The 23,000-nt window shown below is 38.3% G+C and carries 20 protein-coding genes; 3 read left to right on the top strand and 17 right to left on the bottom strand.

Going from position 1 to position 23,000, the window contains the following annotated elements:
- Positions 1 to 4: 4 nt before the first annotated feature.
- The 10 genes from WNY98_RS04625 to WNY98_RS04580 all read right to left on the bottom strand — a co-directional run bounded on the left by WNY98_RS04625 (position 5) and on the right by WNY98_RS04580 (position 8,321).
- A complete protein-coding gene (locus WNY98_RS04625; protein ID WP_342877265.1) occupies positions 5 to 1,243 on the bottom strand; it encodes a cation:proton antiporter in 1,239 nt (412 codons plus the stop codon).
- A gap of 189 nt (positions 1,244 to 1,432) precedes the next feature.
- A complete protein-coding gene (locus WNY98_RS04620; RefSeq protein ID WP_231613060.1) occupies positions 1,433 to 1,975 on the bottom strand; it encodes a DoxX family protein in 543 nt (180 codons plus the stop codon).
- A gap of 32 nt (positions 1,976 to 2,007) precedes the next feature.
- Positions 2,008 to 2,835 carry a DNA-binding domain-containing protein gene (locus WNY98_RS04615; RefSeq protein WP_342877264.1) on the bottom strand — a complete coding sequence of 276 codons (828 nt, stop codon included), beginning with the start codon at positions 2,833 to 2,835 and terminating at the stop codon, positions 2,008 to 2,010.
- Positions 2,835 to 3,758 (bottom strand): DUF692 domain-containing protein, encoded by a 924-nt coding sequence (locus WNY98_RS04610; protein WP_342877263.1) that lies wholly within the window; start codon positions 3,756 to 3,758, stop codon positions 2,835 to 2,837. The genes WNY98_RS04615 and WNY98_RS04610 overlap by 1 nt, the downstream gene beginning before the upstream one ends.
- Positions 3,748 to 4,095, bottom strand: coding sequence for a DUF2282 domain-containing protein (locus WNY98_RS04605; protein WP_076924258.1), 348 nt, complete (start codon positions 4,093 to 4,095; stop codon positions 3,748 to 3,750). The genes WNY98_RS04610 and WNY98_RS04605 overlap by 11 nt, the downstream gene beginning before the upstream one ends.
- Positions 4,096 to 5,147: 1,052 nt before the next feature.
- The gene (locus WNY98_RS04600; RefSeq protein WP_342877262.1) at positions 5,148 to 5,615 is read right to left on the bottom strand and encodes a DUF6789 family protein; all 468 of its coding nucleotides are present in this window, start codon (positions 5,613 to 5,615) and stop codon (positions 5,148 to 5,150) included.
- A 262-nt stretch (positions 5,616 to 5,877) separates the two neighbouring features.
- On the bottom strand, positions 5,878 to 6,330 hold the full coding sequence (locus tag WNY98_RS04595; RefSeq protein ID WP_197183545.1) for a nuclear transport factor 2 family protein: 453 nt from the start codon (positions 6,328 to 6,330) through the stop codon (positions 5,878 to 5,880).
- 157 nt (positions 6,331 to 6,487) lie between these two features.
- Complete coding sequence (locus tag WNY98_RS04590) at positions 6,488 to 6,868, bottom strand: STAS/SEC14 domain-containing protein (RefSeq protein WP_002960091.1); 381 nt, start codon at positions 6,866 to 6,868, stop codon at positions 6,488 to 6,490.
- Between the two features lie 98 nt (positions 6,869 to 6,966).
- The gene (locus tag WNY98_RS04585; RefSeq protein ID WP_342877261.1) at positions 6,967 to 7,659 is read right to left on the bottom strand and encodes a cupin domain-containing protein; all 693 of its coding nucleotides are present in this window, start codon (positions 7,657 to 7,659) and stop codon (positions 6,967 to 6,969) included.
- A gap of 41 nt (positions 7,660 to 7,700) precedes the next feature.
- Positions 7,701 to 8,321, bottom strand: a complete 621-nt coding sequence (locus WNY98_RS04580) for a glutathione S-transferase (protein WP_024597780.1) — start codon at positions 8,319 to 8,321, stop codon at positions 7,701 to 7,703.
- A 389-nt stretch (positions 8,322 to 8,710) separates the two neighbouring features.
- Between WNY98_RS04580 and WNY98_RS04575 the strand changes: the two genes are divergently transcribed.
- Positions 8,711 to 9,229, top strand: a complete 519-nt coding sequence (locus WNY98_RS04575) for a TetR/AcrR family transcriptional regulator (protein ID WP_024597781.1) — start codon at positions 8,711 to 8,713, stop codon at positions 9,227 to 9,229.
- A gap of 88 nt (positions 9,230 to 9,317) precedes the next feature.
- Here WNY98_RS04575 and WNY98_RS04570 read toward each other — a convergent pair whose 3' ends face one another.
- The 5 genes from WNY98_RS04570 to WNY98_RS04550 all read right to left on the bottom strand — a co-directional run bounded on the left by WNY98_RS04570 (position 9,318) and on the right by WNY98_RS04550 (position 16,225).
- Positions 9,318 to 10,787 carry a carbon starvation CstA family protein gene (locus WNY98_RS04570; RefSeq protein WP_024597782.1) on the bottom strand — a complete coding sequence of 490 codons (1,470 nt, stop codon included), beginning with the start codon at positions 10,785 to 10,787 and terminating at the stop codon, positions 9,318 to 9,320.
- 257 nt (positions 10,788 to 11,044) lie between these two features.
- The gene (locus tag WNY98_RS04565; RefSeq protein ID WP_076924267.1) at positions 11,045 to 11,962 is read right to left on the bottom strand and encodes a carbohydrate kinase; all 918 of its coding nucleotides are present in this window, start codon (positions 11,960 to 11,962) and stop codon (positions 11,045 to 11,047) included.
- A gap of 2 nt (positions 11,963 to 11,964) precedes the next feature.
- The gene (locus tag WNY98_RS04560; protein WP_342877260.1) at positions 11,965 to 13,488 is read right to left on the bottom strand and encodes a mannitol dehydrogenase family protein; all 1,524 of its coding nucleotides are present in this window, start codon (positions 13,486 to 13,488) and stop codon (positions 11,965 to 11,967) included.
- Positions 13,489 to 13,548: 60 nt separating this feature from the next.
- The gene (locus tag WNY98_RS04555) at positions 13,549 to 15,270 is read right to left on the bottom strand and encodes a membrane protein (RefSeq protein ID WP_024597785.1); all 1,722 of its coding nucleotides are present in this window, start codon (positions 15,268 to 15,270) and stop codon (positions 13,549 to 13,551) included.
- Positions 15,271 to 15,550: 280 nt separating this feature from the next.
- Positions 15,551 to 16,225 carry an HAD family hydrolase gene (locus tag WNY98_RS04550; protein ID WP_342874967.1) on the bottom strand — a complete coding sequence of 225 codons (675 nt, stop codon included), beginning with the start codon at positions 16,223 to 16,225 and terminating at the stop codon, positions 15,551 to 15,553.
- Positions 16,226 to 16,652: 427 nt separating this feature from the next.
- Here WNY98_RS04550 and WNY98_RS04545 point away from each other — a divergent pair, with 427 nt between their 5' ends.
- Both WNY98_RS04545 and WNY98_RS04540 read left to right on the top strand, forming a co-directional pair.
- Entirely contained in the window at positions 16,653 to 18,179 is a 1,527-nt protein-coding gene (locus WNY98_RS04545) for a catalase (RefSeq protein WP_342877259.1), read from the top strand.
- A 100-nt stretch (positions 18,180 to 18,279) separates the two neighbouring features.
- A complete protein-coding gene (locus tag WNY98_RS04540; RefSeq protein WP_342877258.1) occupies positions 18,280 to 18,804 on the top strand; it encodes an ankyrin repeat domain-containing protein in 525 nt (174 codons plus the stop codon).
- A gap of 72 nt (positions 18,805 to 18,876) precedes the next feature.
- Here WNY98_RS04540 and WNY98_RS04535 read toward each other — a convergent pair whose 3' ends face one another.
- Together WNY98_RS04535 and WNY98_RS04530 are read right to left on the bottom strand one after the other, a co-directional pair.
- Entirely contained in the window at positions 18,877 to 22,035 is a 3,159-nt protein-coding gene (locus tag WNY98_RS04535; protein WP_342877257.1) for a M1 family aminopeptidase, read from the bottom strand.
- Entirely contained in the window at positions 22,029 to 22,892 is an 864-nt protein-coding gene (locus WNY98_RS04530) for an ABC transporter ATP-binding protein (protein WP_342877256.1), read from the bottom strand. Before WNY98_RS04530 ends, WNY98_RS04535 begins: the two co-directional genes overlap by 7 nt.
- Positions 22,893 to 23,000: the final 108 nt, after the last annotated feature.

The raw sequence follows: 23,000 nt of genomic DNA, 5'->3' as shown, positions 1-23,000 counted from the left end.
ATTGCTACTTTCTGTTTTTTAACCTAGCGAGCTCTCTTGATTTAATTTTTAGCACTTTAATTTTAGCGCCATACCAATTAGCCATAGGTGCTGCAGCAATACCGTGTATTAACGTGCTCATCCACACTGCATTAATCGCAACTATAAGTATTGAGTGGCCGTATTCGCCTAAAATATCTTTAGAAATAATAAGTGCAAAAAGTGCTGTTGCAAGACCTCGAGGTCCAAAGAAACCCATAAACACTTTTGTTAATGTCTTTGCTTTTGTACCAATTAACGATAGGTAAATAGCAAGAGGGCGCACTATAAAAATACTCACCAGAATATAACCAGCAACGGGGAAGGTTAAATGCTCAACAGCTGAAGGGAGTAAACCAAGCCCAATAATAACAAACGAAGTCCATATTAGTATCTGCCCCTCACTTTCAGTAAATTGGTATATAAACCGGCAGTGCCCTTTTACAATATTAGCAAAAGCTAAACCAGCAACAAACGCTGATATAAATCCATTTCCGCCCATTAAAGTAGCCATTAAATATGATGTACCGGTAAGTGCTAAAACGCCAATACCTTCATATATAGTCGATGATATTTTTTTTGACTCCGTGTATAAAAATAAGCGTCCGCTCGAGTACCCCATCAATGCGCCAACCAAAATACCTATAAATATTTGGCTAAAGCCAAACACTAACCACGACATTTCATTTTCTTGAGAGCCGGTTTCCATAGCAACTATACTGGCAAAAAATAAAATAACAGGTAATGCTAGTCCGTCATTTAAACCGCTCTCAACTGATAAACTTTGTCGCTCGTTTAAAGGTACACTCTCATTACTAACAACCGCTTGACCTAAAGCTGCATCAGTCGGTGCTAAAATTGCCGCAACTAGGGCTAGCATTGCCCAAGGCCACTGTGGGAAGAATAAATAAGCAAAGCCTGTACCAATCAAAATACTCAACGGCAAACCTATCAATAGCATTCTTAAAGGCCACGTATTTTGCCTTTTTAATCTGCGTAAATTTATTTGTGAAGCATCTAAAAATAATAATACAACTAGCGATATTTCTGCTATTAAATACACGGTCTCATGTGCATCGCCTATATTGATCAGCCCAACCTGAGATACAGCAAAACCTATACCTAAAAATACCATTGGCGCCGTGATAATAGTGGTAGAGAGTTTTTTTGCTAGCATAGAGTAAGCACTAACTGAGAAAAGAAGAATGAGTAATCCTATTTCCATTGGGAGATCCTATTAGGCATGCTTGGTATTTTATTAGAAAATATCAGGGGTTGGGGTTAGTTATATTAAATCAGCACAGTTTATTGAGTTAATTCGTATAAGTGTATTTTTAACTTTAATCTAAAATAATAACCGGCACCTAAATAACATTAGCCTGCCGGTTACGTTTAACTTTTAATATGCAAAAGCTTATTTAGCTGCTGCACGTTTTGCGTCTAAACCAAGTAACTTATCAATAGATAAAAAGCCAGGTCCACGAGCAAAAATCACTAATAATGAAACAGCCCACCACGATGCAGGATTAATCCAATGATCGAGTGTAGGAAAAACTGCAAGCTGAATAAACATTGTCATACCAATAAGGCCTAACGCTGCAAAGCGAGAAAACAAACCGATAATCAGTAATATTGGGAGTAACACTTCAACAACACCAGCAACCACAGCAAGTGTTTCAATTGCTTTTACAAGAAATGAGCCATCAACATAATCTAATGTTTTTGGATCACAAAGCTGCAAAGCGCCTTCTCTAACTGGATCAGGACAGAAAAATTCGTATTTAAATAAGTCGTATTTATCAACATTAAATTGTAAAAAACCATCCCATTTACTCAACCCAGAGTCTAGGAATACTTTAGCGACCATAAAGCGAAGAAAAAACAGTGCTATAGGTTCTAAGAACCGCGATAACTGCTCTCCCATCTGTACGTACAGTTGTTGTATTTTTTTTATCATGCCCATATTTATTCCTACTCTTGTAATGTGTACTAATTGATTTGGATTTCTAATAACTCATTTTGCAAGCATGCTGTAAAAGCATCACTCACTTCAAAGTGTTCATCTACCGTTATTGCTGCATCAAAAGCTTCACCTAAAGATCTACTTGTACCCTGTAGAGCCTGCATAAGTGCAACTTCTGCGATAGAAAGAGAGCGGGCTTGCACCGCACCTTGCAAACGCCATAACATTATAAAATCCTCAGTAGAGGATTTAGTTACAACGACATCATTATTATTTGTTTTTAGCGAAATCCATTCAAAAAAAGCGCCTTCACTCACACTAAGTAACAGTACGCTGGGGTTAAGCTTTACATTAAGTTCAGTAAGCTCAGTACCTTGTTCCATTAGTTGAGTAACATATTCTATAGTTAAAGTTTCAGTTGAATCAGCGCTCATCAAACTCATTAGCCACGCGTAATCTAAATGCGCAATATCAACTAAGTTCATATATAAATTTGATGCGCTTTGCTGATTTTCAGTGACTTCTAAAATATGTTTATTTCCAATTTCACCATCTTTAATCAAATCAGTTACAAAGTCTGGAAAACTTAGTCCGTATCCTACCAAAGTGCCCTGCTCTGGTGGAAAACGGTCAACATAAAGTCGTGCCATTTTACGAAAGTTCTCACTACCTACTTTTTTTTCACACATAGGAAAGTTAGCTATTAATGCATCAACACAGCCTTTATAAAACCCGTTACGATACACAGCTAACCTTTTTATATGCGATGAGTTTTCGCAAAAAAGCTTCATTTCACTTGGATCGCCCGTTCGCAAATAGCGAGTAAAAGCATCAATATATTGATTGGTACTCATCAGCGAACCACTTCTTTATGAGATATATTTAAGCGACTTTGTAGCTCACTTTGATTTAAATAATTTTGTGCAGTTTCCCGCTCGATCATAAGCTCTTCAAACGATGGAATATTCGCATCTCGCTCAACGAGTACTGGTCGCGGACCAAATATCCCAATTGCTTGTTCTAACAAATCCCATACAGGCGTTGCCACCGGTGCGCCATGGCTGTCTATCAATAGTGACTGACCAAGAGCTGGATCAGGATCGTGTCCTGCAATATGAATTTCTCCAACAAGCTCAGCAGGGATCTGCTTTAAATAATCAAGCGCATCAATACCCGTGTTTGTACTACTGATGTATAAGTTATTAATATCGATAAGTAAGCCGCAACCAGAGCGCTTAGCTGCTTCAACTAAAAACTGAGGTTCATCCATATCACTTATAAAATCTAAATAGTTACTTGGATTTTCAACTAATATTGACCGACCTATGCCCGTCTGGTAACAGTCAATACCATTAATTAAAGACGCAAGTGCATCTTGGGTGCGAGGTAACGGCATTAAGTCTGCAAAATATTTGCCATCTGACTTAGACCATACAGCGTGTTCAGATACCAGCACTGGCTGAAATTCATCAATTAGCGCTTTTACCCGTTTAGTATGAGCAAGCATAGCTTTATGATCAGAACCTAATGAGCCGCCAACACCATGAAAACTAATATCAAAGTTTTCACGTACAGCTCTGAGATAATTTAATCGAGGACCACCTGCCACAAAATAATTTTCTGTATGCACTTCAAACCAAAGATTATTTTTTGTAACTGGCTGTTCTACGGGTAAAGCTAAAATGTCGTTGAGATGTTCTGGTTTTAAACTGAGACCCGCGCCTAATTGCTCCCCAGCAACAATGTGCTGGGGAAAACCTGCTTTATTAACCTTCAAGCGAACCTTTACCATTAGGCGTTACGATTGATTCACATACACCTTTCGGTGCGTATGTCCACGCATTAGCTTGGAAGTCTGTAGTTGAAGTGCCTTCACAACTAGTCCCTGCACCTGCTTTACAATCATTTTCACCCGCTAAAGCAATACCAAAACATTTATCTTTACGACCGCGAACTTTATCACCAGCTACCCAACCTTTAAATTGCTCTTGTACTTTTGCTGAAGCACCTTCTGCAACAGTTAATTGACTATTTGGACCTGCCACAGCACCCGCGCTTAAAACTGCTGCTGATGCGCCGATTAGTAAAGCCTTAGTTAAATTTACTTTTTTCATTTTTATGCTCCGGATTAAAAAATTTTCTTGTTTTATCAATAATTGTTAATAATACCAATCCGCAATAATACTTAATCATTTTGCGGTGCTAAACGTGTCGCTACCTGTCTTAAAAAATTCTTATTTAGAACAACTAAATAGCAAATTATTTGCCTAGCTATCAACACGTTTTTCCATACTCAAAATAAATCACTTAATTAAGCGAATTGGTATAAAAACACTCATATTTTGATAAACAAACACAATGGAGATAAGCAATATCGCCGTTTTATCAATTTAATAGACCTATCGTTCTTATAAAAACTTTCAGGTTATTTGCTTACAACGAAAAAACAACTGTAAACAAGAAGTAAATATAGTGGACTAAGCAGTTAATACAAACATTAGAAAAGCTAACCTAATTATTTTGATAATGAATAAGCTTGGAAAAGTTCATATTTAGTGGATTAGATGCATTGCGGCACTTTATTCTAGGGTATGTTTTTTTATAGTAGTTAAGAGAAATTGCACTTATACCAATCTGCTTATATATGGGCTCTATTTAAAGTTAAGAAAATTACGCTAGAACGAGGCAAAAATCTTTGTATCTAGTTGTTCTAAATAAAAAATTTTTAACGACGTTATAGTACAATTTAATTCGTTAAATTGATCAAAGATTTATGTAGGTTGGTATTATTACCCGAATTTAGGATATATGTAGGACAGGTATAGATTTTAAATAAACTAGGAGATATTTTTAATTAAGAATTGTCTATAAGTTGTTTATTTTGCAGTAATGCGTATTTGCTGTAATGCTGTTGTATAAGCAAAACAGCACCACTATTTAGAACCTTACTTATCGAAGAACAAACACGCACCTGCAAATCTAAAGTTTATACCAATTCGATTAATTAAGTGGTCTATTTGGAGGGTAAAAACCTTATCGATAGCAAGACAAAAATTTCGTTCGCATATCAGAATTTTTAACCCTGTAAACGTCAGGTTTAACCCCTCTAATAGATTAAGTATTATTGCTCATTAGTATTGCAAGTACACATAATTGGATAACGGGCTTAATACTTACTGTTATAGGTACTTATTAATTTAGAGTAGGCTAAGCCCATCGTTGCCCCAAAAGCAATATGTAATACCAAGGTTAGCACGGGTGCCATGATTCCCATTGATAAGCCAAACAAACCAGCACCACTCATCGGCATAGGGCCAATCATCATTAATAACCAAGCACCCACTCCAAAAGTAATACCTTTCATTACTTGTGAGCTGCTTGGCAATAGATTGTTAATGACTGAAAAAGCGACACCCCACACTACCGAACCAATGACAAAGTGTAAAATCCAACCAACCATCATATTTGTTTGCGTACCCGTTTTTTCGGCTACCATATTGGTGATCATTTGCACAGGGTCTAACGATGGCATAATGCCAACGTACTTTTTCATCATCATTAAACCGGTTAATACTAATGTACCAATAAACCCTGCAATAATACCTTTAATGATTCCAGATAAGTTAAACGACATAGTCATACTCCTTTAAGTTGAGTTATTTAATAATTTCACCTTACTTAAGAAGTTATATCATGGGTTACCTTAACACTAGGTAAATCTACTTTCTTAACGAATCATTTAAAACAGATACGATTTTGCTAAAAAAATCATAAATTAAAATGAACATTAGTTGCTAAAAGCAATATCAACGTGATTTTTGGCTGTATAAACACCAAAGACAAATTGGTTCAGATATAATCATAAAAACTAAATCCTGTACGCTTATTTTTTACATTTATTGTTTTATGAAAGTGACACCTTTAGGTATTTCATCTTGAGGTAACCGAGTAGAGTGCATTTGCGATAACAACCATTTATCGCCCACTTTTGATACAACAACGCTTTCTAACCAATAAATATCAATACTTCTTTGAGTGTTTTTAATATTGGCTTTATTCCAGTAATTAATAAAAGCAACATCACCCACTACACGCGAATTTATAACACTGAAATAATTAGTTCTTATAAAGTCAGAAGGCTTAACTACATTTATAAAGTCATTAATAGTCCACACTTCACCGTGCTCTAAAAGTAGAAATGAATCATCAACGGCCGCACGCATTTGCGTGTGATCAACGTTAGAAACAGCTAAAAAAAGATCGCTAACCGGCGTGAATATGTTGTTATCTTTTGCATGTATTGATGTAGAAAATATCAGGAATGTAATAAAGGTAAGTACTTGTTTCATTGTTTTTATAATATGTAATGTGCTCAATAATAATGAGTGTATTTTAATAGAGCAGTATTAACAATTGAAATAAAGCGAATGTAACTACTTAATAACGTTACCCATAGAGCAAAAAAGCACTCTATAAGAGTGCTTTAATTTAAGTTTTTAAACCAGGCTATTCGTCTAGCCAATCTATGGCTGCGGTAGCATTTTCAAAGTATTGAACCTCACCCGATATAAACCAGTTACCTATTTTTGCCATTCGAGCTTGCCACTCTTTATTACCGTAAATAGCTACTTTTTTAAATTCTTTAGAGTGCTTAACACCTAACTTTAAGTCATCCCACGCTGCGCGTAGTTCCCAACCTTCAAGTTCGCTACCATCTATTAAGGCGTTCACGACTGGGTGCTTAACTTCGCCAAGAGCTGAATTTATCATTGGGGTAATTATTTTGTAGTCGTCGTGAGTAAGCGTACCAACGGCTTTAAGTTTTAAAAAAAACTCTCTTCCTGCACGTTCAAGACCAATCGATAAACCATGTGTTGTGTGTACCATTACTGCTCTCCTTAAATAGGCTGAGCGGTAAAAGTACACCTTCTAAAATTAATTAGTCCTGAACTAAATCAATAAATAATCTCAAATAAACGACTGATTTACGCATTTTGTACGCGAGATATCTGGTTTTCTACATCAATTAAATGGCCCGTTTTAAGCCATACTTTTGCACCATTACTTCCCGCTTTAACATTCACAGTGCTATTAATAGGCACTCTTAACCAACTATGTTTGACAAGGGTGTCGGCTTGCTCATCAAATGAACCTTCAAGTACTAGCAGTTCTGCTCCACCTTTTGCGTTTATAACCATGCTGGCGTTGGGCTTAAAGTGCAACAAGCTTACGTCTTCAAAGTCGTCTTTGTACAAAGGGGTTACAGCTACATTTTTAAAACTAGGGTGCGCCGTACTTTGCATCAAGTCCGTTTGTAAACGCACGTGGGTTCTATCATCAGGCTGAAACTGCCATAACTTTACAAATATAACGCAGCCATTTTCAGACCCCGGTTTGTGCTTTGATTGCGGTGGGTTACGGATATAAGAACCTGCCACAAAGTCACCATGCTCATCTTGAAATACCCCTTCAAGTACAACAAACTCCTCACCGCCGGTGTGTACATGCGGCGAAAATTCACTGCCTGGTGCATAACGAACAATGGTCGTGGCGCGAGCAACTTCGTCGCCCACACGGTCCAGTGCTCGTCTATCAACGCCCGCCATTGGCGATGCAACCCACGGGAGCGTTTCGCTGTGTACAACAACTCGTTTACTAAAATCGGCAGCAATTTTCATATTTGGCTCCTAACCGTAACTCCACTTAAACTTTAAACTAATTACGCCGCAACACTTGGGCGTTTTGCTACTTTTTCTTGCCATGCTAATAAATGAGTTAACTCATTCGGGATTGCTATTTGTGCAAATCCAGCAAATACCAACCCAGCATACAATGTAATATCAGCAATACTAAACTGCTCACCAGCAACAAACGCCGACTGCGCTAGTACATCATTAAAATAGCTAAACCCTTGGCGTGCTTTTTCACCTTGCTTTTCACCCCAAGCCACATTTTGATACGTTTCAAGCTCTGGACCTAAGCCATCCGTTGCATGATGAAAGTAAGTTGCCACAGCGTCAAGCACCATAGACTCTGCACGCTTTTGCATCATGTTAATTACTGCTCGCTCTTTTGCGGTTTCACCCATTAAAGATGGGCCTTCAAATGCGGTATCAATATACTCAGTAATAGCGGTACTTTCTGATATAAACGTGCCGTCATCTAGCTCTAATACGGGCACACCTGCTAATGGATTCTTAGCTAAGAAGGCTTCTGTTCTGTGCTCACCATTTAATAAATCAACAGGTACAAACTCAACATTTGAAGTGGCATTTTTTTCAGCTAAAGCGATACGAACACGAAGTGGGTTTGGAAAGTTTTCTACATCATAAATTTTCATAGCAATCTCTATCTTTATTGTTTAAAAGTGAATTAATGGCAGAAACCTACCTACCGATAGGTAATTTATAATATTAAACTAAATTTAAGTCAACGTTTAAATTTTTCTGATTTATAGGATTTAACTTAATTCATTGTAAAATTAGGGGGTTACTTAAAAATAAAATCGCTTGTAAATAACTACCTACTGGTCGATAATTTTACTATACCAATTGCATTAAATAGGTGACCTATTATTGCGCTAAGAAAATAGCGCAATAACAAGGCGAAAATTATGACATATAGTTGTTCTATATGAGTAATTTTTAACGCAGTTAGTAAGTTATTTAATGCGATAGAATGATCATGTTTTAATAAAATTGGTATTGCTACGGATAGGAAATATTAAAAATGAGTAAAAAAGAAGCTTTATTAAAAGCAGCTGAAAACAAGGTACGCCTTGGCGGGTACAGCAATTTTAGTTTTAGAGAGCTTGCCAGCGAAGTTGGAATTAAAAGTGCCAGTGTGCACTATCACTTTCCGACTAAGGCCGATTTAGGTGCAGAGCTTGCTCATCAATATACAAATTCTTTTTTAGCTGCGTTAGGCGAGCCAAGCGAGCTTAAAGCCAGCGGTAAAAATCCTATTGATGTGTACACTCAGCTTTTTAGAAGTGCTTTAGTTACCGACCGAAAAATGTGTTTATGTGGGTTACTAGGAGCCGAAAGCGATAGCCTTCCAGATAAAGTACGCCTTGAAGTAAAACGCTTTTTTAATCAAAACCTAACATGGCTTAGCGCTGCGCACCTAGCTAATGGTGAGCTTAACCCTACTAAAGCGGCTATTCAAACAGTGAGCTTGCTTGAGGGCGCTATGATGATAAGCAAAACGCTCGACGATAACAGTTACTTTGAACTTGCAACTCAGTAATACCTAAATTTAGTGCACAAAAAAAAGCGAGCTATTCATTATGAATAGCTCGCTTTTTTAATGCTTGAAATAACTTATGTGATTATTATTAAACCGCTGTTGGTTTAACTTTATGCTTAGAGTGCACAATTGCTAAAACAATTAAGCCAATCACTGTCACTACAGCGCCAATAGGTTTACCTAAATCGCTTGATAAGTTAAGACCAATTGCTGCAGTGCCAATATAAGAAACCGTTACCGCTGTTGCTATAACAGCAGGAACACTCGCAATCCAGTGGAATGCTCCACGGTCAAACAAGTACTTAGTGGCAAGCCATAATACGCTTGTAGAAAGCAGCATGTTTGAAAATGCAAAGTAGCGCCAAATTAACGAGAAATCGAGTTTCGTCATAAAGTATGCAATAGCAAGTATAGGTACCGCTACCAATAAGCGGTTACGTAAACTTTGCGGAATATTGAACGCATCAACAACGGTTAAACGTAGTGAGCGGAACGCTGTATCGCCAGAAGTAATCGGGAAAACGGCTACTGCAATAATTGCCATTATACCGCCAAATACACCTAAGTAACTGTTAGCTACATGGTTTACAACTAAACCTGGACCACCTTGATCAAGCAATGCTTTTAAGCCAGCGTAACCATCTGGGAACGCTGCAATACCTGCAAGTGCCCATACACAACCAACAATACCTTCACACATCATAGCGCCGTAATAAACTGGGCGTACGTATTTTTCGTTAGTTAAACAGCGCGCAATAATTGGCGCTTGAGTAGAGTGAAAACCACTAATAGCACCACAGGTAATTGTTATAAATAGCAATGGCCACGTTGGTAACCCATCTGGGTTTGGTTCTAAAAAGTCATGTGCATGGTCAGCTTCAAAGTAAGCTAAAAAGTCACTTGGAACAGGCAAGTGCGGCGCATTAATAAGTAATGAAATAGCAATTGCCACTGTCATTACAATCATTAGCGCACCAAAAATTGGGTAAAACTTTGTTATTATTTTATCAATTGGTAGCAAGGTAGCTAAAAAGTAATACGCTAAAATAGCAAGTACCCAAAAGGTGTTATTTGCCAGTATTGTACCTTCAAAAAAATCAAGGTTACTTAACAAACCTGCAGGGCTCATAATAAATACTACACCTACAAAAAACAGTAGCATGGCAGTAAATATAAGCATAAAGCCTTTAAATACCACATTGTAATAATGGCCTGCGATTTCTGGTAAGCTTTTACCATCTTCTTTTATACTCATTACACCTGAGAAGAAGTCGTGTACAGCACCACCTAAAACATTACCAAGTACAATCCATACCAATGCAACAGGTCCGTATAAAGCACCTAAAATTGGGCCAAATATTGGACCTACGCCTGCTATGTTTAAAAACTGAATTAAAAATGCTCTTACAGGATGAATAGCTACGTAATCAACACCTTCGCTAAAGCGTTTTTGTGGTGTATCAACGGTTGAATCCAAGCCTGCTTGCTTTTCAACAAATGGGCTATAAAACTTATAGCCCAGTATTAAAATGGTAAGGCAGATAAAAAAGATGATCATAAAGCACGTTTCTCTTTTTGTATGTGTGTTATAGAGCGCATGTGTGTCGCCCCGCCTGTTCAATCCGTGAATAATCGACGATGTTATCAAAGCGTCATAACCCTAACAATAAGACGTTTAGCTAATACAATAATCGATATAAGTCACTATTTACGCAACATGCACACTTAACACTCACTTATCGCCTACGTCTTATTTTAGGCACAAAAAAAGCGGTTAAACTTTTACGTATAACCGCTTTCACACACAATGTTTTTTTAAAGTGGGTTCATAAACTCACTAATTTGTTGATGCGTTAAAGTAGGTGTTGCACCAGAGCTTTCGGCGACCATAGCGCCAACAGCACATGCAAAGTCAACGGCATATTGCGCGTCGTCGTTGCTACAAAGCTGATATATTAACGAACCTAAAAACGAATCCCCTGCGCCAACAGTATCAATTACGCTAATTAAATAACCTGAATTATAAAAATTATCGCCTTTGATTGTTAACAAAGCACCGTGGCTACCTTTGGTTACACATAAGTAATCGGTATTTGTTTGCTGTGCAATAAACGCTAAATTTTGTTCAAGCGAATGAAACTTACAACCCATCGCTTTTGCTATTTCGTATAGCTCTTCATCATTTAATTTAATAAAGTCTGCTTTATTCATTAAATCTACAAGTGTTTCTAGCTTGTAATGCGGTGCACGCAGGTTTACGTCAAACACTTTGAAGTTTGCTACATCAACTAATTGATTTAATGTTGCTAAAGACGCTTCGCTTCGCCCAATTAAGCTGCCAAATACAAATACATCGCTACTTTTAACTTTACTAAGTAACTCATCTGTAAGCGCTATATTATCCCACGCAGTGTCTGCAACTATTTCATAACTTGCAGAACCTCCACTGTCGAGCGTTACCTCAACCGTGCTAGTTTTTTTATCACTATTGATAGCAATGTATTCGCAGCTTACGCCTTTGCTAGTAATTTCGCCTAGTAGCTCAGCGCCTAACTCGTCGTTACCAACAGCGCTGATCATATCGGCTTTAATGCCTAGTGAGTTAATACGCACACACATATTAAGTGGCGCGCCACCTAAGCGTTTACCTGAATCAAAACAATCCCACAGCACTTCGCCAAAACAGCTAACACTTACGGTTTCACTTGATTTATGATTAATTAAAATGCTCATAATTAGTTACTCTTTTGATCAAGTACAGCCTGCATAATGGCTTTAATTTTACTATTAGGTGCATACAACGCAGCAATCGACTTTTTATATTCAGCAGTAAATGCTTCGTTATGCTCAAGCTTACCAAACAAGCTCGTTAACTTTAAAAATGCAGACGGGCTAGTTTGAGTCTCTTGCGCGTAAGAATTAAGCTCTTTGTGCATCGCATCTTGAATTTCAAGCTTTTCGCCGTTTTCACTTAAACCTTTATCGCTGTATAAGCACCAAGTAGCAATAACAAGCGTTGCCAGTGACACATCTCGACCTTGTACTAGGTTTTCGTTAATTGTGGCAATTAAAAACTTAGGCAATTTAGCTGAGCTTTCACTGCAAATACGCGCTAGGCTGTCTTTAATATTAGGATTAGCAAAACGCTCTATTAACGTATCTTTGTAGCTTTCAAGGTCAATGCCTTCAAGTGGTTCAAGATTTGGCGTTACTTCTTTATCCATAAAAGCACGTAGGTATGTGGCAAATAATTCATCAGATACCGTTTCGTCAATAGTGCCGTAGCCATGGATTGAACCTAATAAACCGAGTACAGAATGCCCTGCATTAAGTAAACGTATTTTCATGGTTTCATAAGGCGTTACATCAGTAACAAACTGTGCACCAACAACATCCCAATTTGGACGAGAGTCACTAAATGTGTCCTCTATTACCCATTGTGTAAACGACTCACAAGTAATTGGCCACTCGTCGCTAACACCATATGCATCAACCACGTAATCAATATCACTCTTTTTAGATACCGGTGTAATACGGTCAACCATCGCATTTGGAAACGATACGTTTTGCTCAATCCACTCACTTAGGTTTTTGTCTTGCTCTGTAGCAAAGGCTAAAAGCATTTTGCGTGTTACGTTACCGTTGTGCTGAATGTTATCGCACGACTGCACTGTAAATGCGCCTAAACCTTGCTCTTTACGCAGTTTTAACGCAGCAGTAATGTAACCAAACGCTGTAATTGGGTCGTTCGGGTTATTAATGTCGTTAATAATATCTGGATTACTGTAATCAAACTCACCCGTTGCAGGGTTAAAGTTGTAGCCGCCTTCGGTAATAGTAAGCGACACAATTTTAGTATCGCTGTGCGCTAACTTATTAATTACCGCTTGTTTGTCCTCTGGAGCAAACAAAAAGTCGATCATTGAACCAATTACTTTGTTATCTATTGTACCGTCTGGGTGTCTAACAGTAAGCGTATAAAGGTAATCTTGCTGCTTTAAAATATCACGCAGACCACGGTTACCCTCTAAAAGACCAACACCACATATGCCCCATTGCTCAGAGCCTGGGGTTTTTAAAAGCTCGTTAACATATACCGCTTGATGAGCACGATGAAAACCGCCCACGCCAATATGAACAATACCGGCTTTAACTGCGCTACGGTCGTAGGTTGGTGTATCAACATGGCTTGGTAGTTGAGCCAAGCTTTGTTGGTTTAGCCCTGTAACTAGAGCGTCAGTGTGTTGATGTTGCGTCATGGTGCGACCTTACTAAACAAAAATAAAATATAAATTACGATACTGTATTACGATAAGTAATTACGATGCTGTATTGAGTACTTTATGGCGTTTTAACGACCAGTACGCAGTAACAAAATAAATAACAGTACAAATAAAACAGGCTATTTCGAACTGCGATTTATTAGCGCTGTACATACTCATAGTTTCACTGAAAAACATTACCTGGCTGGCAAATATAAAAATAATAATCAGTGAAACCGTAGAAACTGCATTAAGTACTTTGGTAAATACAGAGCTATCAATTACTGGCTTTGGAATGTCTTTCGCTTCAGCAGCTTGATACTCTTTAATATCACGTTGCTCTTGCTCTTCTGCTGCAATCTCTTGTGTGTAATCTTCATCGGCTCCGTATTTTTTAGCTAATAGCGTGTAAATAACGATTGTGAAAATCCACGTAGGAATAAACAAGTAGTAAAACGACATTACATCAATAGCGTTTAAACCAAAGCCAAACACAAGCGCTAACGCCCAAGATGCTATAGCCGGTACGCTGCGGGTAATATTTTTATATTTAGCCCAGTAACGAGTTAAGCCAATTTTAGGAAATAACACATGCTCAGCAAATACAATACCGCCTACTGGAACAACTAATAAGCCTGCGTAGGTAAGTAGCGGAAGCATTTGTGAAAATACAAACGGGAAACACGCAATAATTACGGTTACAACACCCACAATAGCGGTGGTGCGTTCACGTGATTGATTAACAAATATAGATTGCGCTGCAAGGCCTGCGCGGTAAAGGTTTGCGTTAGCTGTAGTCCAACCGGCAATAATTACAATAACAAAACCAGTCCAACCTAATGCATGGTATGCAACATCGCCCGGATCAAGTGATGAAATAGTTGTTTTAAGTAATACCGCAACACCTGCGCCCATAATACCGGCAGAGATCCACGCTAAGTAATGACCAAAAAACATGCCCACACCAGAAAATAAGCCATAGCTTTTGCGTTTAGCAAATCTAAAAATAGCCATGTCGATTAAACCAAAGTGAGTAATTGAGTTAGCAGCCCATGCAAAGCCAATCACTTCTAATAGGCCTATGCCCTTTTCACCATCGGCATTGGTGCCCGTCCATATGGAGGAGTCGCCTATGGTCATAAAGTCGCTAAAGCTAGTTAAAGAAGTAGAACCTAATACGTGATTTGAAAGTTCAGGGAATAACGCGAACGAACCTGCAATAAATATAACAAATAGCCACGGCGCACACAGTTTCGAAAAGTCAGCAACCGTAGAAAAGCCATACATAGCAACAAACACAACAATAGAGCCAACAGCTAAAACAATGGCTACAAACCAAAAGCTATTTGGATACCAATCAAGTTGCGCTGGTATATCAAACAAAAACCGCACGGCGGTGGAGGATACCGTGATCATAGCGGCCGATATAACACTAAAAATAACCACGTTAGCCCAGTTATAGAGCTTGGTCATAGAGTTACCAGCAATTTTGTTTAAGTAGTTATATAAACTTAAGCGGGTTTCTACTGCAATGGGTGCAGTAATTAGCCACCAAGAACACATTGCTAACAGGTTACCTATTAATAAACCCAGTAGAATGTCGATGGTTGAAGCGCCTAATGCAACAAACGTTGCGCCAATAACAAATTCAGTAGCCGCAACATGTTCGCCGGCATATAGCCCTGCAAAATGTTTCCAGCCGTGAAGCTTATTATTAGCAACAGGAAGTTGCTCTTCGTTTACATCTTTAAATGTTTGTGTGTGTGGACTCGTTGCCATGGTATTTCCTATTGTTAACAGCAAAGCATTTGATACTAATCTGCATAACTATTTGAATAATTTAACGAGTTAAATAAACCCCATATTCAAGCAGATTGGTATAGTACCTAAATACTTTGCCTTTTATAATTTGGTTTATAAACGCATGATGTTTTGCCGTGTTTTGTTTATTTTTAGTAAAGCAAAACCATCTACATTTATATTTTGCGTTTGCTTACCTGTCAGTGAGTAAGGCGAGCAAATCGCGTTTAAAACTTTGTGTATTTAAAAAGCTGCGTGTTTACTGCTTTTTAAGTGCAGGGTATGCACTAAAAAAATCTTGCCAATGCGTTAAATGATCAACATTTGGGTAAGCACTGCGCACATGATTAACAGAGCCTTGCATATGTTGCCCACCGCTGTAATGCAGCACTTGCATGTTGGCATCAATTCCTGCATTTACGCCTGCTTTACTGTCTTCAATCACTAAACACTGCGCTGGCTTTACACCCATTTGTTTAGCTGCATGTAAAAATAAATCGGGTGCTGGTTTACCACGCTTAACTTCGCTGCTGGTAAAAACCGTATCGCTAAAGTACTTACTTAAACTCACTACGCTCAACGCTTTTGCGGTGCGTGCTGGGCTGCTGCTAGTGGCTATACAAATAGGCACAGCTAAATTGTTAAGTACGTCTTTTATGCCGTCGGTCGTGGTTAGCCCTGTTTCAAATTCGTTTAACAGTGCTTCGCGGTAGTCACCTTCAAAGCTTTCAGGAAGAGTGACATTAAATGCATCCGCTATTTTTTGGCTTACTGTTTTAAAGTTGCAGCCTAAAAAGTGTTGCTGTACATAAGCACGGTCAATCTCAACGCCTTTTTCAACAAGCATATTAATGAGTACTTGTGCGCTTAAAATTTCGCTATCAATAACAACGCCATCACAATCAAATATCACCAGCTCAATGTTAGTATTCATCTTGTCACCTTATTAAAACTGTTTGGTTTAGCTAATTTAAGTATAACGAGTTAAGCGCGATTAATATTGTGCAACTTTTTAGTGCAACCCAGCAATGAGCATAAGCCCAGCGATTGAGCATATTCCCTTTATTGCACGAATATGTCAACACACTGTAAGTATAAAACGCACCAGCTTGGTGAAAATACGCTCAGATAAAACTAAAAACCCTTGTATTTAATCAACTTTATAAAAGCATATTGCGACCAAGGTCGTAGTAAAAAAATTTCGTTAACGTAAAAAGCGCACCTGTTAAATCATTTCATCTATTTTACAAATCACATCAATCTAATTAATCAGTTTTACCGAAGTTAATAAAATCAATACTATCGTTAACAGATTAACAGCCTGCACCACTGCCGGCACTTTTAAATAGATGAGGTCGACAATGAATACTCAAATAAACAAAACAAAATTAACACTAACTGCACTGGCACTTGCAATGGCATTACCGGCTAGCGCAGCAACAACACTTACTAAAGATAACGGCGCAGCTGTTGGCGACAACCAAAATTCAATTACTGCTGGTGAACGTGGCAGTGTATTACTAGAAGACGTGCAACTAATTCAAAAACTACAACGCTTTGCACGTGAGCGTATTCCTGAGCGTGTTGTGCATGCTCGTGGTACTGGCGCACACGGTGTGTTTGTAGCATCAAAAGAGCTAGACGATTTAACAATTGCAGCACCGTTTGCACAAGCAGGTAAAGAAACAGACGTATTTGTTCGCTTTTCATCAGTAATCCACTCTAAAGGTAGCCCAGAAACACTGCGCGACCCACGTGGCTTTGCAACTAAGTTTTACACAGATCAAGGTAACTGGGATTTAGTAGGTAATAACTTACCGGTGTTCTTTATTCGCGATGCAATTAAATTTCCAGACATGGTTCACTCTTTAAAACCATCTCCGGTTGATAATATTCAAGATCCTAACCGCGTATTTGACTTTTTCTCGCACGAACCAGGTTCTACACAAATGCTAACGTGGGTTTACAGCGACTACGGAACACCAGCAAGCCTTCGTAAAATGGACGGTTGGGGTGTACATGCATACAAAATGATTAATAAATCGGGTGATGTTAAATACGTTAAGTTTCATTGGGTAAGCCAACAAGGTATTGATAACCTTGACTCAAAAGAAGTAGCTAAAGTACAAAGCCAAAACTTTCAGCATTTAACACAAGATTTATACACTGAAATAAACAGAGGCAATTTCCCTAAGTGGGATCTGTACATTAAAACGCTTGATCCATCGCAGCTTGATGACTTTGATTACAACCCATTAGATGCAACAAAAATGTGGTTAGACATTAAAGAAACTAAAGTAGGAACAATGACGTTAAACCGTATGCCAACTAACTTCTTCCAATCTACGGAACAAGTAGCAATGGCACCGGCAAACATTATTCCTGGTATTGAGCCATCAGAAGATCGTTTATTACAAGGTCGTATGTTTTCATACGCTGATACACAAATGTACCGCCTAGGTGCTAACCACCAGCAATTGCCAATCAACCGTGCAAAAGTTGACGTAGTTAACTACAACCAAGACGGCGCAATGAATATTGGTAACACAACAAGCAATGTGAACTACCAGCCAAGCCAAGAAAACGTAGCTGAAAACCCAATTGCACGCAGAAGTAATACAGAGCTAAAAGGTTTTGTACAACAAGCCGCAATCAAAAAGCAGCAAAACTTTGCTCAAGCCGGTGTTTTATACCGTGGCTTTAGCAAGCAAGAACGTACAAATCTAGTTAATAACCTAGCGGGTGATTTAGGTAAAGTGCAAAACAGCGATGTTAAACACAAAATGCTTAGTCACTTTTACAAAGCTGATACTGAATACGGTACACGCTTAACAAAAGCTGTAAAAGGCGACATTAAAGTAGTTAAACAACTTGCAGCTAAATTGTAAGTCGCTAGTTGTACATAACAACCCCAGCTAAATGCTACATAAGCAACCACAACCATGAGGAAGAGAGTTAATCTCTTCCTCTTTTTTAAAGGTCATTTTTATGCGTAACTTATTAATTATATTTACTCTAATACTTAGTATTGGTAATAGTGCTTATGCTCAATCAGCTGCCACTACACAAAATACGAATACCCAAACCTCAAGTGAACAAACACAAGATCAGGCAAAAGAGCAATACCAAAGCTTATTTGCTTATTACTTTGCTGCAGCACGTACTAACGATACCGCTGTAATAGAACAATTTGTAGATGCCGGCATTCCTATCGATAGCTACAACAATAAAGGCTACACCGCGTTAATGATTGCCACTTATCACGGTAATAAAAACACGGTTAACACGCTTTTACACTTAGGTGCTAATGCCTGCATGGAAGACAACCGAGGCAACACAGCGCTAATGGCCGCTATTTTTAGAGGTGAATTTAGTATAGCTAAAACACTCGTATCACTTGATTGCGATAACGCGCATCAAAACAAAGCCGGTCAAACAGCCGAGCAGTTTGCACAAACATTTGGTCAACAAAAAGTTATAGAGTTACTAGCAAAGGTAAATAATGCAAAATAATCTGCACGCAACAAAAAGCCCTAAAATAATAGGGCTTTTGATTTACTAAATATATGTTCAAATTAAACGTACTTACTCTAAAAACAGTGTGTTTATTAAGCTTTCTTGTTCTTTTCCAGCTTCATGTTTTAATTCTCGTATAAAATCCATAGAATTGGCGGGACTGTTTGGATAACCATGATTTTTCCAAACCAACTTGAGCGCATTAATAATGGGTTCATCCCCAATAGCAGCGCGTAGCTTAGCAAAGACAATGGTTGCTCGCGAATATTGATCAAAGCTTTGTGTAGCATCAACCAAGGCTGTTCGCTCCTTTATGTTCATCAGCATACTTTGCTCATAGCGTGTTGTTTCATACTCAACCAGCGCTTGCATTGTCGCTTTCCCATAACGCTGCTCTATAACAACAAGCTCAATATACTTTGCCATAGACTCCACTAAAAAAGCGCTATCTGAAAATACCCCATTACCAATATCATGGCCAAACCATTGATGCGCGGTTTCATGAACTGCACGGCGATAGCGTTGATCAAAGCCTGCATTAGCGCTTGGCTTTGATCTAAAACCAACACTGTCTTCAATAAGTATAAGTTGCGGCAATGCATAACCTGTAGCACCAACACTAGGCGAGCCTATTAAACTCAATTGTTTTGCTCTATAAGGGCTTATATTATTAAGCCATTTTATTGTATCGCCCATTGCGCTAAGGTTTACAGCTATAGACTCCGCTCGTGCTGGCTCGTTTTTATCTTTAGCAAACACGTTTAATATCACGCCATTTTGCTGTTTGGTAACAGGGGAATAAGGCACCGTGACCCAAGCTGGGATTGCATTTATGGGTGTACGAGTCTCAAAATGAAATATTTCGCGGTCATCTTTGCTGGTACGTGATATTTCCTCTCCTTGGGTTATAACCTGATAACCCCTTGTTGTACTCACTTTACTCGACATAGTAAGCCACTGGTAATGAGTACTTGCTTTCGCCGTTTTAGCAAATAGCTTCGTGGGTCTAATCACCGACTTCACTTTAAGTGAGTGTTGCTGACGAAGTATAGGATCGGTTAATTCATAATTATCTTGATAGCCAACAGTCGGCAATAAAGGCACTGATCGTATATAGCTAAATTCAGGGGTTATTATCTGATGGCCTCTTACTGGCCAAAGCTTAGCTTGATGAACATCAAACCGTGTAACTAGTTTACGTATTTCTCCTGGCTGCATTTCATTCTCAAACTTAAACACAGCTTGATTAAGCAAGGGAAAGCTTTTAGCCCTTTGCGCGCCATCGATTTCAATATCGGCCCATGTATAAAAACCAGAGCGCCCAACCAATATCTTTTTAATAGGATCTTGATGGGTGTTTTTTAAGGTATATATTAAGGAAAAATGAGCTTGCTGCTGATGCGGATAAAAGTCTACATTAGCATCAATGTGCACAATGTTTGGCTGTGCTACATTGCGCCATTGTGAGAATGCTTTTTCGTATTGTGCTTTAAATGCCTCGCGTTTATGCGAGTTGGTTAAAGGCTTCTCCTCAACCAGTCTTAAATGTAATTGAGTAAATAGTGCCACAGTGATAAGTAAAGGAATAAGTAACCAAAAATGTTTAACCCCCATTACTCTTCGGCTCAACCCGGCACCTCGGTGATTAAAAATCCCCGTAATTATAACTAAGCTTATACACGCAACTAACCAAACTGATATATAAGGCCAATAACTACTTATACTTGCACGATAACCCCAAAAGTTATCAGGTGCCTGCAAAGGCGTCCAACCAACACTCCACAATGTATGCGTAAGACCAAGATAAGTCATTATCGGTGTAAATTTCATCAGTAAAATAACAGCAATTAGCAAACCCGCAATAAGCTGCGAACGACACAAATTAAATACACACAAAAATACACACGCAATAATGGCAAGCACAATTGCCATCAAAAATAAAATGGTTAAATGTACTTCAAATTGATATGCACTGTGTAAAAACCACTGAGCTGCACTCGCCCCTAATAAGCTCATTGTTAAAAAAACCAATATCATAGTACCTAGGACCAATAACTGACTGTTTAAAAAGTAATATGTTTTGAGCGGTGTGGCAGCGATCAGCTCAGCTATATTATAGTATTTAGCGAAACAGCTTACTTGCCAGCTCCACAAAGCCATTAATAAAGTGCCAAACAACAATTGCATATCAAATGCATAATAGCTAATTGCATCAAGGCTTGTGGTGCTCATAATACTCATTGGTTCAACATAACCAGATGACGAGGCAACACTATTAAAAACCATCACCGGCCAAACAAAAATAATCAGTAAAGTAACAGGGTGTGAAACCAAATTAACCAGCGTAATTTTGTATAAACTGGCCATCATCAAAAACGGTTTTTGCGTGACTCTCGCAGTTTTATATTCAGCGGGTTCTAACGTGTTGTAACGAACGCATTCGTTATTATTTTTACCTTTTTGACTCTTTAATAATGTGTTTTTTTTATTTTTACTAAAAGTAATATAAAAAATACCAACAGCAAGCATACTCACAACAACGCGATTAATAGTAAATGAAGCTCCTAATGAATTGGTTAAACTGTTTATTACGGCGGTGTATGCAAAAGGGTCAAGCCAAACAAATAATGTATAAAAGCGATTGCTTATGATACTACTTCCAGCAAGCATTGGATTTCCGGTAATACTTGCAAGCATTATGTAGCCTATCCACAACACCGCAAAAACAACATAATTGGGTAATGAAGTCGTTGATTTATGGCAAACAAAAAAGGCAACAACAACAACTAAAAAGCAGCTATTTGGTAACAACACTAAAAAGCTATTAAATACAGTAAAAGAAACCATATTTGATATATAGCCAAATTGCCTTACATGCATGTATATCATTACTAAATCGCTAATTAAGCTAATAATAAAAACCAAGCAAATCAGTAAGCATACTCTTGCTAAACTGCGCTTAAATAAGCTAGGTTGCGTAGCATAAATAAGCTCCTGCATTGACGCGTGCTGATCTCGTAAAAATATAACGGGTGCCAATACTCCTACAAGCACAGGTAACTGCATCATTTGTAGCATTGTAATATTTAACTTAAATTGTTTTAACGAATCAACTTCAACTGTTGCAAGCCCAGAGGACAACATAACCGAAAATATTAAAGGAATAATAATGCACAGCCAAACAAGTGGTTGGCGCACTGCATATCGCCACTCATTAAAAATTAACATGTTTGACTTCCTTTATTGAGTGCAAAAAAGTACTTGTCTTGAAGCGTAGCGGGCGAGTTTATTGCATTTTGTGCAGGCGCTGTGTCTGCATAGACACGAAATGACGCTCTACCATAGCGATGGCTCTTACTTAATACATGCTGATTCGGTATGCCCGTAGGTAAACTTTCGAGCTGCCAAATCTTACCTTCTAAAGGAACTAGTAACTCTTTTACGTCACCGCTTTGTATGAGTGCTCCTTGATCTATAATGGCCACGTAGTGACATAAATTTTCTACATCTTCAACAATATGGGTCGATAACAATACCAACCTATTTTGACTAATACTAACGAGTAAATTATTTAAACTTTCTCGTTCCACAGGATCAAGCCCTGCAGTGGGTTCATCCATAATAATTAGTTTTGGCTTACCTAACAAAGCCTGAGCCACGCCAAAACGCTGCTTCATTCCTCCCGAAAAATTAACGACCTTTTTATTAGCAAACTGAGTCAAATTGGTTAGTTCAAGTAAGCTATTAATTTGGTTTTTTCGTGCATTACCATCTATGCCTTTTAATACGGCAATATGCTCAAGTAACGCCCGACAACTCATATTGGGATACACGCCAAAATATTGTGGTAAATAACCTAGCTGCGATCTAAGCGCATCTGGTTGGCTAATCACATCAAGGCCATTAAAATTAATATGCCCGGAGTCGGCATTTTGTAAACACGCGAGTGTGCGCATAAGTGTTGATTTACCCGCCCCATTTGGGCCAAGTAGACCGACCATACCGGCGGGTAGAGTGATCGTCACATCATTCAAAGCCTGCGTACCATCTGCGTATTTTTTGTTGATATTTTTCAGTGTAAGCATTATTTTCATCCTTAATTGGTATAACACCAGCTTAAGAAAGCAAGTCAATACAAGCGAGAAAACAATGGTTAACGTATTGAAATAAATGATGAACATAAAAAAGTAACG

This window comes from Pseudoalteromonas sp. AS71, assembly GCF_038900275.1.
GTDB lineage: Bacteria > Pseudomonadota > Gammaproteobacteria > Enterobacterales > Alteromonadaceae > Pseudoalteromonas.
This window is presented reverse-complemented; position numbering and strand designations above follow the sequence as displayed.